13 protein-coding genes are annotated in these 17,054 nt (G+C 44.4%); 4 read left to right on the forward strand and 9 right to left on the reverse strand.

What is annotated here, in order from left to right; genetic code table 11:
- Positions 1-1,170 (reverse strand): M20 metallopeptidase family protein, encoded by a 1,170-nt coding sequence (locus tag ACTW1R_RS13790; RefSeq protein ID WP_005228259.1) that lies wholly within the window; start codon positions 1,168-1,170, stop codon positions 1-3.
- A 222-nt stretch (positions 1,171-1,392) separates the two neighbouring features.
- Here ACTW1R_RS13790 and dapA point away from each other — a divergent pair, with 222 nt between their 5' ends.
- The 3 genes from dapA to dapD are packed head-to-tail and all read left to right on the forward strand — an operon-like array spanning position 1,393 to position 3,769.
- Positions 1,393-2,274 carry a 4-hydroxy-tetrahydrodipicolinate synthase gene (gene dapA, locus ACTW1R_RS13795; protein WP_008380503.1) on the forward strand — a complete coding sequence of 294 codons (882 nt, stop codon included), beginning with the start codon at positions 1,393-1,395 and terminating at the stop codon, positions 2,272-2,274.
- 13 nt (positions 2,275-2,287) lie between these two features.
- Entirely contained in the window at positions 2,288-3,043 is a 756-nt protein-coding gene (gene dapB / locus ACTW1R_RS13800) for a 4-hydroxy-tetrahydrodipicolinate reductase (protein ID WP_015510324.1), read from the forward strand.
- Positions 3,044-3,055: 12 nt separating this feature from the next.
- Positions 3,056-3,769, forward strand: a complete 714-nt coding sequence (gene dapD, locus ACTW1R_RS13805) for a 2,3,4,5-tetrahydropyridine-2,6-dicarboxylate N-acetyltransferase (protein ID WP_005228253.1) — start codon at positions 3,056-3,058, stop codon at positions 3,767-3,769.
- 140 nt (positions 3,770-3,909) lie between these two features.
- Here the strand turns inward: dapD and ACTW1R_RS13810 are convergent, their stop codons facing one another.
- The 8 genes from ACTW1R_RS13810 to ACTW1R_RS13845 all read right to left on the reverse strand — a co-directional run bounded on the left by ACTW1R_RS13810 (position 3,910) and on the right by ACTW1R_RS13845 (position 14,445).
- Positions 3,910-4,863: a DHH family phosphoesterase gene (locus ACTW1R_RS13810; protein WP_074536814.1), complete on the reverse strand. Its 954-nt coding sequence runs from the start codon at positions 4,861-4,863 to the stop codon at positions 3,910-3,912.
- A gap of 54 nt (positions 4,864-4,917) precedes the next feature.
- A complete protein-coding gene (locus tag ACTW1R_RS13815; RefSeq protein WP_005228249.1) occupies positions 4,918-6,249 on the reverse strand; it encodes a DRTGG domain-containing protein in 1,332 nt (443 codons plus the stop codon).
- Between the two features lie 37 nt (positions 6,250-6,286).
- On the reverse strand, positions 6,287-6,970 hold the full coding sequence (locus tag ACTW1R_RS13820; protein WP_005228247.1) for a metal-dependent hydrolase: 684 nt from the start codon (positions 6,968-6,970) through the stop codon (positions 6,287-6,289).
- Between the two features lie 198 nt (positions 6,971-7,168).
- On the reverse strand, positions 7,169-8,608 hold the full coding sequence (locus ACTW1R_RS13825; RefSeq protein ID WP_167821446.1) for an MFS transporter: 1,440 nt from the start codon (positions 8,606-8,608) through the stop codon (positions 7,169-7,171).
- Positions 8,609-8,849: 241 nt separating this feature from the next.
- The gene (locus tag ACTW1R_RS13830; RefSeq protein WP_005228243.1) at positions 8,850-10,532 is read right to left on the reverse strand and encodes a ribonuclease J; all 1,683 of its coding nucleotides are present in this window, start codon (positions 10,530-10,532) and stop codon (positions 8,850-8,852) included.
- 122 nt (positions 10,533-10,654) lie between these two features.
- A complete protein-coding gene (locus ACTW1R_RS13835; protein ID WP_015510328.1) occupies positions 10,655-11,707 on the reverse strand; it encodes an aspartate-semialdehyde dehydrogenase in 1,053 nt (350 codons plus the stop codon).
- 304 nt (positions 11,708-12,011) lie between these two features.
- Positions 12,012-13,799, reverse strand: a complete 1,788-nt coding sequence (locus tag ACTW1R_RS13840) for a glycoside hydrolase family 13 protein (protein WP_005228237.1) — start codon at positions 13,797-13,799, stop codon at positions 12,012-12,014.
- Positions 13,800-13,959: 160 nt separating this feature from the next.
- Positions 13,960-14,445 carry a MarR family winged helix-turn-helix transcriptional regulator gene (locus ACTW1R_RS13845; protein ID WP_087628005.1) on the reverse strand — a complete coding sequence of 162 codons (486 nt, stop codon included), beginning with the start codon at positions 14,443-14,445 and terminating at the stop codon, positions 13,960-13,962.
- A gap of 138 nt (positions 14,446-14,583) precedes the next feature.
- Here ACTW1R_RS13845 and ACTW1R_RS13850 point away from each other — a divergent pair, with 138 nt between their 5' ends.
- A complete protein-coding gene (locus tag ACTW1R_RS13850; protein ID WP_081117862.1) occupies positions 14,584-16,926 on the forward strand; it encodes an ABC transporter ATP-binding protein/permease in 2,343 nt (780 codons plus the stop codon).
- The last annotated feature ends 128 nt before the right edge of the window (positions 16,927-17,054 follow it).

The raw sequence follows: 17,054 nt of genomic DNA on the forward strand, positions 1-17,054 counted from the left end.
TTACTCCTTGTCTGTCGGCTCGTTCAATGCCTCGATCAAACGAACGTAGCATTCGATGCCTTGCAATAGATTTTTTTCGTCAAAATTCATTTTGCTGCTGTGTAAAGGGTGGACATAGCCTTTTTCTTCATTTCGGGTACCCACAAAGAAAAAGACACCTGGGATCTCCTTTTGGTACATCGAAAAATCCTCTGCCAACATATATGGTGGTGTTTCTCGGTAGCTCTCCCCGACCACTTTTTCCAACACTTCCACCATCTCAGGATCATTGTCCACGACACGATAAAGATGTTCGAATTCGACATCCGCCGTGCAATCATATCCTTTGGCGATTTCTTGTGCGACGGTGGTGATTCTGCGCGTCATCGTTTCATAGACTTCATCTTCAAACGCCCGCATCGTTCCTTTTAAAACGACCTTGCCGGGAATGATATTTTCCGCATCTCCCCCATGGATCTTCCCAAAAGTGATAACCCCAGCAGAAAGCGGGCTGATATTGCGTGAAATGATCGAATGCAATCCTTGAATAATCGCAGCCGCGGCTAAAATGGCATCATGTCCTTGATGAGGCTGGGCACCATGGGCACTCGTGCCGTTGATCGTTAGATTGATCTCGCCGTTACGGGCCATCATCGGACCTTTCCGGCTCGCAATGACTCCTTCGGGAAAGTCTGGGAAGACATGCAGCCCCACGATTTTTTCCACGCCAAAATCTCGTAAGATGCCTTCATCGATCATCAATTGAGCGCCACCGGGGCTTTCCTCGGCTGGTTGGAAAATCAAAACGATCGTTCCACGAATCACTTCAGGATGTGTTGCCAAATATTTAGCAAACCCTAGCATCGTTGCCATATGGCCGTCATGACCGCAGGCATGCATTTTCCCTTCATGTTTGGAAACAAAGGAAACACCTGTCTCTTCTTTGATCGGTAGTGCATCGATATCCGTTCGAAAGGCCAGCGTCTTTCCTGGGCGATCGCTGCGAAAGACCGCAATCAAGCCGGTTTCAATCACTGGATAGATTTCTTTGATCCCAAAGGATTGCAACTGACGCAGCAAGTATTCCTTTGTTTTGAACTCAGTTAACCCTAATTCAGGGATTGTATGTAATTCACGACGAAAACGAACCACGTCTTCGGTTAATTCTTTGACTGCTTGCGATACTTGCATGTTAAAACACCTTTCTATTCATTCCTTTTAAAAATATCCATAAAAACCAACGAATATTCAGTTTTTCATTGATATTGTTTAATATTATAGTATATAATTCGAATAATCTATAGTATAAATTGTCGAAATGTTTCGATTTTTATTGAAAAATTTACCCCTCGTTTTGGTACACTTATACGTAGAGTTACGAAAAATAAATTGGTTGAAAGGATGTGTCGTAGTTTGACAATATTCAAAGGTTCTGGCGTTGCGTTGATCACCCCTATGCTTCAAGATGGTTCGGTGGATTTCGATAAGCTGAAGGAGTTAGCGGAGTGGCATGTGCAGCAAGGAACGAATGCAATCATTGCATGCGGTACGACCGGTGAAGCATCCACGTTAGACGATGAAGAACATATCGCGGTGATCGAAGCGGTGGTAAAACAAGTTGCTGGTCGAATCCCCGTCATCGGCGGAACAGGCTCCAACAACACCCAACATGGGATCCATCTTTCAAAAGAAGCACAGCGCGTTGGTGCTGACGCATTATTGGTTGTAACACCCTACTACAACAAAGCGACCAAGAAAAGTTTAGTCGCTCACTATGAAGCAATCTGTCAAAGCGTTGAACTGCCAGTGATCTTATACTCCGTCAGCTCAAGAACCGGCTTAAATTTAACACCTGAAGCTGTGGCAGAACTGAAAAAAATCCCTAATATCAAAGGCATCAAAGAAGCCAGCGGCGACATTTCGCAAATCGCAGAAATCGCTCGTCTTGCGGATGATGACTTTGCGATCTACTCAGGAAATGACGATCAAGTAACCCCAATTCTAGCTTTAGGTGGCTCTGGCGTGATTTCAACGATCGGCAATATCGCTCCGAAACAAACGGCACAACTCGTTGCTGATTTCTTAAATGGTGATGTAAAAGCCGCCATCAAAGAGCAATTGCGACAAAAACCGTTGATCGATGCGATTTTCAGTGAAGTAAATCCTGTGCCGATCAAAGCAGCGGTCTCCTTGCTAGGCAAATGTGAATTGCATTATCGTTTGCCTTTGGGTGTCCCAGAAGATGCAACCCTGGTTCATCTAGAAGAAGAAATGACCAATTACGGATTGCTGTAAGGAGGAGTTTTTGGTGAAACAGATTTTATTAAGCGGTGCAAACGGTCGTATGGGCAAAGTGTTGCAAAGCCTGATCGCAAAGCACCCTCAGTTAGAAGTGGCCGCCGGCTTGGATCGTACCGAGCAATTAGATGGTCCCTTTCCAATCTATGATCGTCCAGAAAAAATCACGCAGCCGATCGATTTGGTGATTGATTTTTCTCATTATAGCAATGTCCCTGCCTTATTGAACTATTGTGTCGAACAGCAGCTGCCTATCGTGGTTGCTACAACTGGTTTGACGGAAGACACGCAGATGATGCTGCCGTTGGCTGCTAAAGTGATCCCAGTTTTCTATTCTGCCAATATGTCGTTGGGGATCAATGTACTGATCAAAGCACTACAAAGTATCACCCCCGCATTAGAAGCTGACTTTGACATTGAGATCATCGAAAAGCATCATAATCAAAAACTCGATGCACCAAGTGGTACAGCTTTGCTGTTGGCAGATAGTATCAATGACAGCTGCGAAACGAAAAAAGAGTATCTCTACGGGCGTGAAGGCAGTGATCTAGTAAATGACCGCAAGCAGATGGGCATCCATGCCGTTCGCGGCGGAACGATTCCTGGAGAACACATTGTCATCTACGCTGGGCAGGATGAAATCATTGAATTGAAACACACAGCGCTCTCCCGCGAAATCTTCGCCAATGGTGCGCTAAAAGCAGCGGAATTTTTAGCCAACCAACCAGCTGGTTTTTATTCCATGCAAAATCTAATCGACAAGTAAAGGTGGTCTCTCATGACAGAATTACAATTTTCCGATCCTTATCAATTAGCAAAATACATCAAAGAAGCAAATAAACAAACACCTGTAAAAGTCTATATCAATGGAGATCTTAGTAACGTCCAAGCAGATGGCATCCAATTGTTTGGTAACGGCACCTTCTATTTCGTGGTTGGTGACAGTCAAAAAGTGGCTGAGTTTTTAACCGCGCACCAAGACAAAATCACCGATCACTATCTGGAAAATGATCGCCGCAACTCAGCGATCCCTTTATTGGACTTGACGAAAGTCGATGCCCGTATCGAACCAGGTGCCTTTATCCGTGACCAAGCCATCATTGAAAAAAATGCCGTTATCATGATGGGGGCCGTGATCAACATTGGTGCCGTCGTTGGTGAAGAAACCATGATCGACATGGGTGCGATTTTAGGCGCCCGAGCAACCGTTGGGAAAAAAGCCCATATTGGCGCTGGTGCTGTCTTGGCTGGCGTTCTTGAGCCACCTTCAGCAAGCCCAGTCATCATTGAAGACAATGTTTTGATCGGTGCAAATGCCGTCGTCCTTGAAGGCGTCCGTGTCGGCGAAGGTGCAGTCGTCGCTGCCGGTTCTGTGGTAACTGAAGATGTCCCTGCTGGCGCAGTCGTTGCTGGCTCACCAGCCAAAGTCATCAAAATGAAAGACGAGAAAACGAAAAGCAAAACCGAATTTTTAGACGATCTACGGGGCTAAACCGCGCTTTTCTCAAAAATAAACAAAAAAACGCAGTGCGGGTTCAGTGATGAGCCTGCGCTGCGTTTTGTCTAAAAAAGGGCGTGCCGAAAGCTTTTGGCACGCCCTTTTTCTATTGGCAAATGTTCTTGTAAAAGTGTTTATTCTGCTTGAAATTCTTTGATCGCTGCTTGGATCTCTTGATAGATTAGGGCAACTTCTTCAAGGTCTTTTGCGTTTGCTCCACTGGCAAGGGGATGTCCGCCGCCATGATGGCGTTTGGCGATCTCATTGATCACTGGACCTTTCGAACGCATCCGAACCCGATAATAGCCTTCTGGTTGTTCGACAAAGATCGCCCAAGCCATCACTTCGTCGATTTTCCCTGGTAAGGAAACGACTGCTGAGGTTTCCGAATCCACTACGCCAAAACGCTGCTGCAATTCTTGTGATAGGATCACTTTGCCAGCACCAATCTCATCGATCTCGATGTTTTCGTAGACATACCCTGAAAGGCGAGCAACACTGCGAGAGACTTGATCCAATTGCCGATTGATCTTCGGTGCATCAAAACCGTAATCCAATAGTTCAGCCGCTAAGCGCAGCGTTGTCGCTGTCGTTGCCGGATATAAAAACCGTCCAGTATCACCAACGATGCCCGCATACAGCAGACGAGCCGCTTCTTGTGTCATCGTCAGCTCGTTTTGAAACATTTGCCAAAATGAAACGATCATCTCACTACAGCTGCTGGCTTTCGTATTGACCCAGACCAGCTCTCCGTAAGGCTCATCATTAGGGTGATGATCGATTTTGATCAATTTCGCCCCTTGATCATAGCGTTGGTCACTGACCCGTGGTGCATTGGCCGTATCTGTAACGATCACTAGTGCCCCTTTATACAAATCATCAGGGATCGTCTGCATCAGCGCCAAGTAATCCAATCCTTCAACGGGTCCGCCGACTTGATAGATTTCTTTTTTAGGAAAACTAGCTCGTAAAATTTCTGCCAATCCCACTTGTGATCCTAATGCATCTGGATCAGGGCGCTGGTGCCGATGGATAATGATTCGGTCGAATGCTTTGATTGTTGCAAGTATTTCTTCTTGTACCTTCATGAATGGTCTCAACTTTCTCTCTAAAATTTTTCCATAAGTGCCGTTTTCGATGATTTATGGGCGTTCCATTACTTGGCATACCACGATCGCTTTTGCCACTAAGGAATTTTCGATCGATACTTCGATATCGATTTTCGCCGAACGTCGCCCCAGTTCTAGAATCTTCGGTTGAATGATGATCTCGCTTTCTAATTGGATCAAACGGAAGTAATGCAGATTGACTTGCTCGATCCAACTATTGCGCCGTTGATTCAACTGCATGGTACGTTTTGCCGTATTCGCGATCACTTCACTCAAGACACCAAAAGAGATCGTTCCGACTTCATTGACCATTTGAGGCGTCACCGCAAAGCTGAAATGTGGCTGCGGCAATTTGTTCCCTTCAAAATCTTGTTCGATGACTTGCATCTGTCCCGAGATTTGGTCTGAAATCGTATCTGAAATTTGTGTTTGTCGTTGGACCATCTGCATCGCTTTCATGATGTCTTGGCGTGTAACGATCCCAATCAAAGAAAGGTCATCTGCTACGACGGGCATCACTTCTAAGCCATCCCAAATCATCTGATGGCTGGCAGAGGCCACACTCATCTCTTTTTTTACGACCCGTGGTTCCCGGGTCATGATTCGTTCGATGATCTGCGTGTCAGGCTTTTCTAGGACATCTTTGGCTGTGATGATCCCAACGACCCGCATATTCTTGTTGACGACTGGATAGCGGGAGTGGTTGGTAGACTCCGAAAGCAGTTTGTAATCCTTGACCGTATCAAAGGTGTGTAGATACTTGGTTTTTTCCAATGGCATATAAATGTCACTCACCAGCATGATGTCCTTTTTGATCAGCTGGTCGCTCAAGGCACGGTTGATCATCGTTGCCACGGTAAAGGTGTCATAGGTCGTTTGTAAAATCGGCAGCTCCAATTCGTCTGCTAAGCGACAGATTTCCTCTGAGGTTTCAAAGCCCCCCGTGATCAAGACGGCTGCGCCATCTTCCAGTGCCAACTTGTGGACTTCGTTACGGTTTCCGACGATCACTAAGGAACCAGGCGTGATGTAGCGTTCCATTGCCGATTCCTTCATGGCGCCGATAACAAATTTGTTCAAGTCTTTGTCTAAACCGGCTGCGCCGCCCAAAACATCGCCTTCAATGATTTGGACGACTTCGCCGAAAGTTAGTTTTTCAATGTGTTTCTTTAGTTTCCGTTCAATCCGAATGGTTCCCACACGTTGGATCGTTGAAACCAAGCCGATATTTTCCGCATCTTTGATCGCCCGATAGGCTGTTCCTTCACTGACATTCAAGTCTTTTGCGATTCCCCGCACCGAGATGCGATCGCCTACAGGCAGATTCTCGATATGCGCTAAAATCAAGTCGTGTTTTGTCGCCATAATTATCCCCTATTCCTACTACGAATCTTCCTGTTGCTTAAACTTCTAATGTCTCACCGACTGCAAGGATCTGGCCCACACCTGCCGGCAATAAATTCACGAAGGTTTGCGGATCTTGCTTGATCATTGGAAACGTATTGTAATGGATCGGTACTACTTTGCTCGCGTTTAAAAGCGCCGCTGCTGTTGCAGCATCTTGAACGCCCATCGTAAAATTATCCCCGATCGGTAAAAACGCCACATCGATGTCGAAACGTTCACCGATCATCGCCATATCGCTAAAGAGGGCAGTATCGCCAGCGTGGTAGATGGTTTTGCCTTCTGCTTCTAAAATGATCCCCACTGGATTGCCCATATAGATCATCGTTCCGTCTTCTTCAAGACCAGAGCTGTGTTTCGCTTCCACCATTGAGATTTTGCCAAACGGGAACTCAAAAGAGCCTCCCATATTCATGCCATGCGTCTCAGCAACGCCTTTGCGGGCTGCATAGCGGCAAATTTCAACGACACTGATCACTGGTGCTTCATTTCTTTTGGCGATCGGCACCATGTCCCCAATATGATCGCTATGACCATGCGTGATCAAAAGCCAATCGGTTTCCACTGTGTCTGCATCCAAATCAGTCAGAGCATTTCCAGTAATAAAAGGGTCAAACAACAATTTTTGGCCATCCGCTAATTGGATAGCAAGCACCGAGTGTCCGTGATACGTAAGTTTCATACAACATTCCCCTTTCCATCTAAGTAATACAGTCTAATATTTTTCATTATAACAGATAACGCCAGAAATCCAAAAGCACAAATTCTGGCAGCTTTATTACATCCGTCCTTTTTCTGGTTCTTGTCAAGAAAAATAAAAAAACTGTTCTACCCTTTCTGAATAAGGAATAGAACAGTTCGACCTGATGACTTCAAGCGATCATAGCGTTTTCTTACGTCCACCTTGTTTATAGATGCGCCAGACTGTTAAGAATAACGCCGTGATACAAAGAAGGAACGCCCCAAAGAAGGTGATTTTCATGCCATAGGCAAAAATATCTGCCCGACCTGCGATATAGGTCGTCACATGCTTCCCATAGGCTTGACTCATTGCGGCATAAAGAATCGTCGTTGCTAAGGATATCCCTAAGACCATGCCCAAGTTACGGGCAAAGGAATTTAGACTACCTGCCACCCCAAGATTTTCTTTGGTGACGCTGCTCATCACCATCGTATTGTTGGGGGATTGGAACAACGAATTGCCTAACCCCATGATGGCAGTAGCGACGACATAGTACCAAATCGGCGTATGCTGATTCATAAACATATACATCAGCTGAGTGATGGACAGCAACGCTAAGCCAGCTAAGACCAAAATCTCCGGTCCTACACGGTCCGTCAAATAGCCGCTAAGTGGTGAACCAATGACCATCATCAAAGGAAAGACCATCATCAGCATTCCTGCCACGCTCGGCGTTAAGTCTCGGGCACTTTGCAAGTAAAAGGGAATCACGACATTGACAAAAAAGTTTGCAGAAAAGATCAGCAACGCCGTGATCAGGCTCATGGTGAAAATTTTATTACGAAAGATCCCAAAGGTAATCAGCGGTTTGCTCACACGCGCTTCTACTCGCAAAAAGACGATGAATGCCACTAAGGCGATCCCCACCAACAGCAGCGGCAGCCACGTTAGAAAGCCACGCTCTTGTCCAAGAAAAATGCCGCCGAAGAAGCTGATAATTGCAATTGAAAACAGCACAAACCCGGTTTTATCGATGGAATCATGACTCATGGTGATATCTTTTGGCAACACCTTTTCTCCAGCAATCATTGTCAGAATACCGACTGGAACATTGATCCAAAAAATAAACGGCCAAGAAAAATGCGCCAAAATCACTCCGCCCAATCCAGGACCGGCGATGGAGCCTAACGAAACAAAGGCACCAATCATCCCTAAGGCGCGTCCTCGTTCACTCATAGGAAAGACTTCAGTAATGATTCCGGTATTCGTCGCCATCGTCATGCTGGCTCCGATCGCTTGCACGACTCGGGCAAATAGCAGAAATGCTAAGGAATGATTAAACCCGCATAACAGCGAACCGATAATAAAGATCAGCATCCCCAAGCGGAATACTTTGATCTTACCCCAACTATCGCCTACCTTACCGAATAACAAAAGGCAGGCACAAACGATCATCAAGTAGACGGATACGACCCATTCCGCTTGATTCATAGGGACACCCATATCTGCCGAGATCGTCGGCAAAGCGATATTTACGATACTCCCATCCAGTGTTGACATAAAGGTAAACATCGAAACAGCAATGAGAATCCACCACTTTCTCTGTTGTACTACGGGATTTTCTTGATAACTATTCACAAATCGACCATCCTCTCTTTGCTTGTTTTGTTCCTCTAGTCTTAGGGGGACAACTTTGTATTATTGATCGAAATCCATTCGCCGTCAATCCTTATCTGCTCATCACGACCAAAATAAGGGGCATTTTGTAAAAAAACCGCCGCCTGTTTCTTTCATAAAAAAAGACAAAAGCTGCGGTGAAAAGAAATCGGCCGTCAAACGGCTATTCTTTCACCTGCTTTTGTCAGTAGGTCAAAACGAATTATTTACGGTTGCGATTTCTTTGGCTTGATTCCATAATGACCGGCAAGATGACGGGACGGCGTTTGGTTTGTTCAAACAAGAAACGACTCAAACGATCACGGATATCTTGTTTCAATTTGCTCCATTCAAACTCTTCATCATGAAGGTGTTTTTCTACGATTTCTTCCACGATCTCGCCACTTTCACGAATCAGATCGCGGCTGGCTTTCACATAGACAAACCCGCGAGAAGTGATTTGTGGTGCAGAAATAATTTTCTTTTCGCGACGATTGATTGTCACTACCGCAACGAAGATTCCGTCTTCAGATAAGACTTTGCGGTCTCGCAGGACGATATTCCCAATGTCACCGACACCGATCCCATCGATCATGACGTTTTCAGCTGGGACCGCACCTGCGGCGATCATTTCGCCTTTTTTGTACTCTAACACATCTCCACGTGCAGTAATGAAGATATTTTTCATCGGAATCCCGACTTCTTGCGCCAAGTCCACATGGGCGGCTAATTGGCGGTACTCGCCTTGAATAGGGATAAAATATTTCGGTTTCATCATATTCAACATCAGCTGCAGATCATTCGGGTTGGCATGACCAGAAACACGGAAATTATCCGAGATCTGTTTCACGGTACCGCCAGCGCGATAGATGATATCTTCCGTTTTCGCAACCACAGTTTCCATTGCCGTTGTCGGCGTCGTTGTGATGTAAACAAGATCTCCTTCTTTGATGCGCAGCGTCCGGTGAGAGCCGTTGGCCATTTTTTGCAACGCTTTGATTGGTTCACCCATACGACCTGTTTCTAAAATCAGCAACTGTTCGTCTGAGTATTTTTTCATTTCTTTTTGGGTGATCAGCAAGTCTTCGGCAGGTAATTTTAATTTCCCTAACTTCATGGCCGTTTTGATGATCCGACCAAAATCTTGCCCGGTCAAAACGACTTTGCGATCAGAACGAAACGCAGCATCTAATACTTGTTGCACCCGTTGCAAATTGCTGGCAACACTAGCGACGATGATCCGACCTTCCCAATAACGGATATTGTCGTAAACTTCATCTTGGATCGTCAATTCAGAAGCGATCGGCGTTGGATTTTCGGCATTTGAAGACGTGCTTAGCAATGCTAAGACGCCTTCTTTTCCAATTTCTGCTAAGCGGCCAAAATCGGTTTGATACATAGGGATCGCTGTTTGGTCAAACTTGAAATCTCCTGTATAAACGATATTGCCAGCTTCTGTTTTGACGCTGATCCCAACAGAATCAGGGATGGAGTGGGTCGTACGGAAAAAGCTGATGGTCGCATGACCAAAGTCGATCTCCGAATGTTCATCGATCACATGAAAATCTTTGAAGCGCTTGGTAGCTTCATTTTTATTCACGGTCAATTTTGCTAGTTCGATCGTTAACTCGGTCCCAAAGACCGGTACTTGGATATTCTCCAAGAAATAAGGCAATGCACCAATCGCATCTGCATGCCCATGGGTCAAGAAGACACCCGCCACACGGTCGGCATTTTCTTCTAAATATGTGAAGTCTGGAATCACTGTATCGATCCCTAATAATTCATTTTCTGGATAACGGACACCGCAATCCAGCACAAATATATCCTCGCCAACTTCAGCAATGTACATGTTCTTTCCGTTTTCGCGTACACCGCCAAGAGGAATGATTTTTATCGTTTCCACTTTTATTCACCTCTTAATTTTTTTCTACTGTATTATTTCCCAAGCATAAGCCGTCCCTATTATTATACAACAAAAAAAAGAAAAGCGTGGCATTCACCACACTTTTCTGAAAAACTTATGGTTTACACATGAACTAATCCTTGCTGATGCAGGCTTTCGGCGATTTGAACGGAGTTCCATGCCGCACCTTTCAGCAAATTATCAGAAACGACCCATAAATGCAAGCCGTTTTCGACATCCAAATCTTTGCGAATCCGACCAACAAAGGTTTCTGTTTTGTCCACACTGGTCAAAGCTTGCGGGTACACTTGTTGACTCGGATCATCTTGCAAGACAGCTCCTGGCGCTTCGCTGATCCACTGTCTGACTTCCTCAACACTAGCATGGTCTTTGGTCTCGATATAAATCGACTCCGAATGACCGCTAAACACAGGGATCCGCACACACGTAGCTGCTACTTTGATCTGCGTATCTTCCATGATCTTCTTCGTTTCATTGATCATTTTCCACTCTTCGTAAGTATAATCCTCTTCGGCGAAAACATCGATTTGCGGCAAGGCATTAAACGCGATTGGGTAGTGCTTCTTGTCGCTGCCTGCTGGTAAAATCTCAGGGTTTAGTTCATCAGCGGCTTTGCCAGCTAATAATTCTTGAGATTCGCGAGTCAATTCAGCCAAGGCTTGGGCGCCAGCACCTGAAACTGCTTGATACGTTGAAACCAAGACCCTCGATAAACCGACTTTTTGACGAATCGGTTCTAACGCCACCATCATTTGAATCGTTGAACAATTCGGATTGGCAATGATTCCTTTATGTTGCGCTAATGCATGAGGATTCACCTCAGGAACGACTAGAGGAACATTCGGGTCCATCCGAAAATGACTGGTATTGTCGATCACGACTGCACCGTGTTTGACTGCTTCTGGAGCAAATTGTTTTGAAATGCCGCCACCGGCACTGAACAATGCAATATCGACGCCTGCAAAGGAATCTGCGGTCAGTTCTTGAATAACGAGCGGTTCATTTTTGAACACAAGGGTCTTCCCAGCAGAACGTTTGGATGCCAACAACGTTATTTTTTTGATCGGCAACGTGGTCTTCTCCAACATCTCAATCATTTTTGTTCCTACTGCGCCGGTAGCCCCGACAACTGCTACGTGATACCCTGTACTCATCAAATCACTCCTCGAATAAAAATACATTTTTACTAGTTTATCATATCTTGTAAAAAAGAAAAGACCTTTCGTGGAAAGAAGCGCAAAAAGAAGGCAATACTGTCTAAATTTTCAATCTTTTCCCCCTTTGCAGAAAAAATCTACCTATATTTAAGGGTTATCATTTGTCACATTCAGGTGTTATAGGATATAATACCGACAGAAGGAATTTTGGGGAAGATTCTTTCCAACGTGCATGGGGAAATTAAAAATACCCAAAACATTGAATGAGGCAAGAATTGCATATGCAATTCTTGCCTCATTTTTATGCTTCATTCGATTCTTCGTTGTTTACTTTGACGATAGCAAAGCCTTTGTTATCAATAATCATCGTTTCATCTTCCAGTTGGACAAACTGTTCCATCAGGATCGAATCAGGACGAGAAAGGGTGATTTGATCATCGCCCGTATTGAAAATACCGATGATCCGCTGTGCCCCTAACTCTCGTTCGAAAATAATCAGTCCATCCTCTTCCGAAACCCAGTTCCAACTCAAGGAACCTTCTGATAAGACTTTCTGGTTGTCTTTGCGAATGCTGATCAATGAGCGAGTGAAATGCAGGAGATCACGATCTTGCTTTTCTTCTTCCCAAATCATACATTTACGACAATCAGGGTCCATATCGCCGGTCAAACCGATCTCATCACCGTAATACAGGCAAGGAACGCCTTGTTGCAGATACGTAAAGGCCATCACTTGGCGCATCAAGTCTTTGTCTCCTCGAGCCAAAGTTAACAAGCGCGGGGTATCATGGGAATCCAAGATATTGAACTGTACTTGGTTGGTTTGCTCCCGATACAACATCAGCTGGTTATTTAATTCCGAGACCATTTTCGTCATGGAGATCTCGTCTTTGACAAAATATTCAATGATTGCATCCGTAAAGGCGTAATTCATTACTGCATGAAACTCGTCGCCTTGTAACCACCGTTGAGAAGAGTGCCAAATTTCCCCAAGGATATAAAAATCATCTTTGGCATCATCACACACTTGGCGGAATTTTTTCCAGAAGTGGTGACTGACTTCATTGGCAACGTCCAAGCGCCAAGCATCGATATCAAACTCTTCGATCCAATAACGAGCGATCTTCAACAAATAATCTTGCACGTCGGGATTTTCTGTATTGAGTTTTGGCATATGCGGCGTAAAGGCAAAAACATCATAGGTGATGTCATAAGCATCTTCAAAGTTTTCCCCTTCTTTGTAGTTGACAGGAAACTCATTGATGTGGAACCAATCAGCAAAGGGCGAATCTTTGCCGTTTTTGATGACATCTAGCCATTGATGCGAAGTATCCCCCATATGATTGAACACAGCATCTAGCATGACTTTGATACCGCGTTTGTGGCATTCCTCCACTAAGCGTTTAAAGGTGTCGTTATCCCCAAACGCTGGATCGATGGCTAAATAATCGATGGTATCATACTTGTGATTCGAATAGGCCTCAAAAATCGGACAGAAGTAGATCCCATTGATGCCTAGATCGACGAGGTAATCCAAATGATCGATGACCCCCTGCAGATCCCCGCCGAAAAAGTCTTGGCGATCGGGATTTTTTGAACCCCAAGGCAATACACCTTCTGGATCATTTGATGGGTCCCCATTTGCAAAGCGTTCAGGGAAGATTTGATACCAAACGGTTTCTTTTGCCCACTCGGGAATTTTGAAACGATCGGCTTCTTGGAAGTAAGGCATCCGAAAATAATTGTTGTTCATTTCTAAATATTGCTGCTCAAAAGGATAGACCCCGTGGTCTCCATAAAAGACATGCAACCCATCGTAACTTTCGATGGAAAAGCCGTAAGACAAACGGCGGAATTCTGCTCCGACCGATACTTGCCAATAATCATGCAAGTCCGTGGAAAGAATTTTTTTCATTTCAATTCTTTGCTGGTACCAAGCTTCTTTATACAGTGTGTAAGGATCACCGCAAAGCAGCTGGACATGGCGGACGTCTTGACGGGCGGTACGCAAACGGATATGCATTTTATCCTTCTCGTACAAATACGCAAATTCACTTTCGGGACGATGATAAATGGCAGTAGTATTCATAGCAGACTCCTTTGACTTGTTTGATATACTCATTGTCGCACAAATCAGAAGTCAAAACAAGAGAAAAACGCAATCGGTTGCTTTATCTAAAAAATCGATAATATAAGTTAATATGAAATTAATTCAGTAATTAAAAAGCAAACGATTGCTTCGCCTTTTTTTAATCAAACGGCGTATTTTTCTCACATTGATTGCCAGTCCGTAAAATGTCATATTTCCGCAAGATCCCCACTGCTTCCGTCAACGACTGACTCAAATGCTGGATATCTTCTGCAGCCATTTGAGCGGTTTTGGCATTCAAGCGGTCTTCCACTTGTTTTTTCTTTTGGACAAACAACTGCTTCCCAGCTTCTTCCAAATAAACATTGACGTTGCGGCGATTGACGCCGTTGGTTTTGCGGACCACAAAGCCAGCCTTTTCTAACCCCGAGATCGAACGACTGATTTGGACTTTTGACGTACCGATTTGCTGGGCCAACTCGGACATCGTGATTCCTTCATTACTAGAGATCACCACGAGTTCCAAGATTTCCATTTTGGTCAATTTTAAATCTTCCAGACCGATTTCTTCAAACAATATGTTTCCCATCAGCGAAAAGATTTCCGCAAATACCGCCATATTGAATGTTCCTAACGCTTTTTCCATACTCTCCCTCTTTTCTGTCTTTAGTTTAGTATAAATTATTTGTTTAAACAATGATAATCGTTGATTTTTGTTAACCATTATGATAGCGTGGTTACATAATGAAAATAATCGTGAAAACGGCAAGAAAAGAGTGACAGCATGTTAGAATTAAAAGATATCAAGAAGTATTATACGGTTGGCGCCAGTACTACAAAAGCCCTCGATGGTGTCTCCGTCGCCTTTCGTAAACAAGAGTTTGTTGCCATTTTAGGACCAAGCGGCTCTGGGAAAACAACCATGTTGAACGTGATCGGCGGCTTAGATAATTACGATTCTGGTGATATGATCATCAACGGCAAATCAACGAAATCCTTTAAAGATCGTGACTGGGATGCGTATCGGAACAATTCGATCGGCTTTGTCTTCCAAAGCTACAATTTGATCAGTCATTTAGGCATCATCGACAACGTCGAGCTTGGAATGACCTTGAGCGGTGTGTCAAAAGAAGAAAAACGCGCAAAAGCAACCGATGCTTTGACGCGTGTGGGCTTAGCTGAGCATATGCACAAAAAACCAAATCAGCTTTCTGGTGGTCAAATGCAGCGGGTAGCGATCGCTCGTGCCTTAGCAAATGATCCTGATATCCTTCTTTGTGATGAACCAACAGGTGCCTTGGATTCAGAGACCAGTGTCCAAATCATGGAACTGATCCAAGAACTATCAAAAGAAAAATTGGTCATCATGGTTACTCATAATCCTGAATTGGCGCACAAATACGCTGGACGGATCATTGAGTTCAAAGACGGACGAATCATTAAAGATTCGAACCCTCATGTCGAAGGACAAAAGAAAGACCAATTCGAATTAAAGCACACAAAAATGAGTTTCATGACTGCCTTACGTTTGTCGTTTAACAATATCCGCACCAAAAAAGGGCGCACCTTCTTGACAGCCTTTGCTTCTAGTATCGGGATCATCGGAATCGCCATTGTTTTGTCACTGTCAACGGGATTCCAAAAACAAATCGACAATACCCAGTCAGAAACATTAGCTCGTTTTCCGATCACGATCTCGCAAGTAGCCACTGAACAAGATCCATCAGCGATGGGGACGCGGGATAAATCGGAAGATTTCCCTTCAGATAAAGAGGTCACTGCTAAATTAAGTGATGCGGATCGTGCAACCCATATCAACAAAATCGATCAAGAGTTTCTCGATTACATCAACGACATTGATCCTGAATTAAGCAACAATATCGGCTACACTCGTTCCACTTCCTTGAACCTTTTCCGTAAGATCGATGATACTGTGGAACAAGTCAGCTTCTCCAATGCATCACCTGACAATGAACAGACCAATGCCATGATGTCTGCCATGAGTGCCTCCACCGGGATTGGGGTTTCGACTTTCCCCGAGCAGTTATCAGAGGATAACGGCAATTTCTTAAAAGACAACTACGACCTTTTAGAAGGCAGCTACCCAAGTGCTAGCACAGATGTCGTTTTGATCGTCGATGAAAACAACGTAACGAATGTCAATGCATTGATCAATCTCGGTTTTGACATTGAAGATGGCGACAAGGTGTCCTTCGACGATATCGTGGGAACAAAAATCACATTGGCGTCTAATGATGCCTTTTACACCGAATTACCAACTGGAAACTTCATTCCAAATCAAGATTTAAATGACGTTTTCGATAACAGTAACAACAAAGAATTAACGATCAGCGGAATCTTACGTATCAAGCAAAACTCTACGATGAACTTGCTGTCAACTGGCATTGCCTACAGTGATGCCCTCGCGCAAGAAGTCATCAAAGAAAACCAAGACTCAGCGATCGTCCAAGCACAAAAAGACAGCGACACCAACGTGATGACGAATGAACCCGTTGACGAAAGTGCTAAAGATTCATTGATCGCTTATCTTGGCGGCAGTGATTTACCAAACAGCATTATGATCTATCCGAATGATTTCAGTGCCAAAGAAAAAATCCTTGATTACTTGGATGACTTCAACAAAGGCAAAGACAAAGAAGACCAAATCGTTTATTCCGATTTAGCGGGTACGATGACTCAATTGACTGGTGGCTTGATGGATGCCATCACTTACGTCTTGATCGCTTTTGCAGGGATCTCCTTGGTAACTAGCATGATCATGATCGGTATCATCACTTATACCTCTGTACTTGAACGTACGAAAGAAATTGGGGTCTTAAAAGCTTTAGGTGCTCGTAAAAAAGACATCACCCGCGTCTTTGATGCCGAAACCTGTATTTTAGGGATCGCTTCAGGAGCTTTAGGTGTCCTGATTGCTTGGTTAGCCACATTCCCGATCAACGCAATCTTATATAGTATGACTGATCTCGAAAATGTTGCTCAATTAAATCCGGTCCACGGCCTGATCTTGATTGCTGTCAGCACCGTCCTAACGATGATCGGCGGCCACATTCCAGCTCGAATGGCAGCGAAAAAAGATGCAGCGATCGCTTTACGCGCCGACTAATTTTATAAGAAAACCCAACAGACAGCAGCCATTCCTTTGGCTGCTGTTTTTTTGCTCTTTCCTTCTGACGTTCAAAAGGTTTCTCTTGAAAAATTCATAAATGAGGAATACAATAGATTTGTTTTTAG

Source organism: Enterococcus sp. R12, assembly GCF_058135755.1.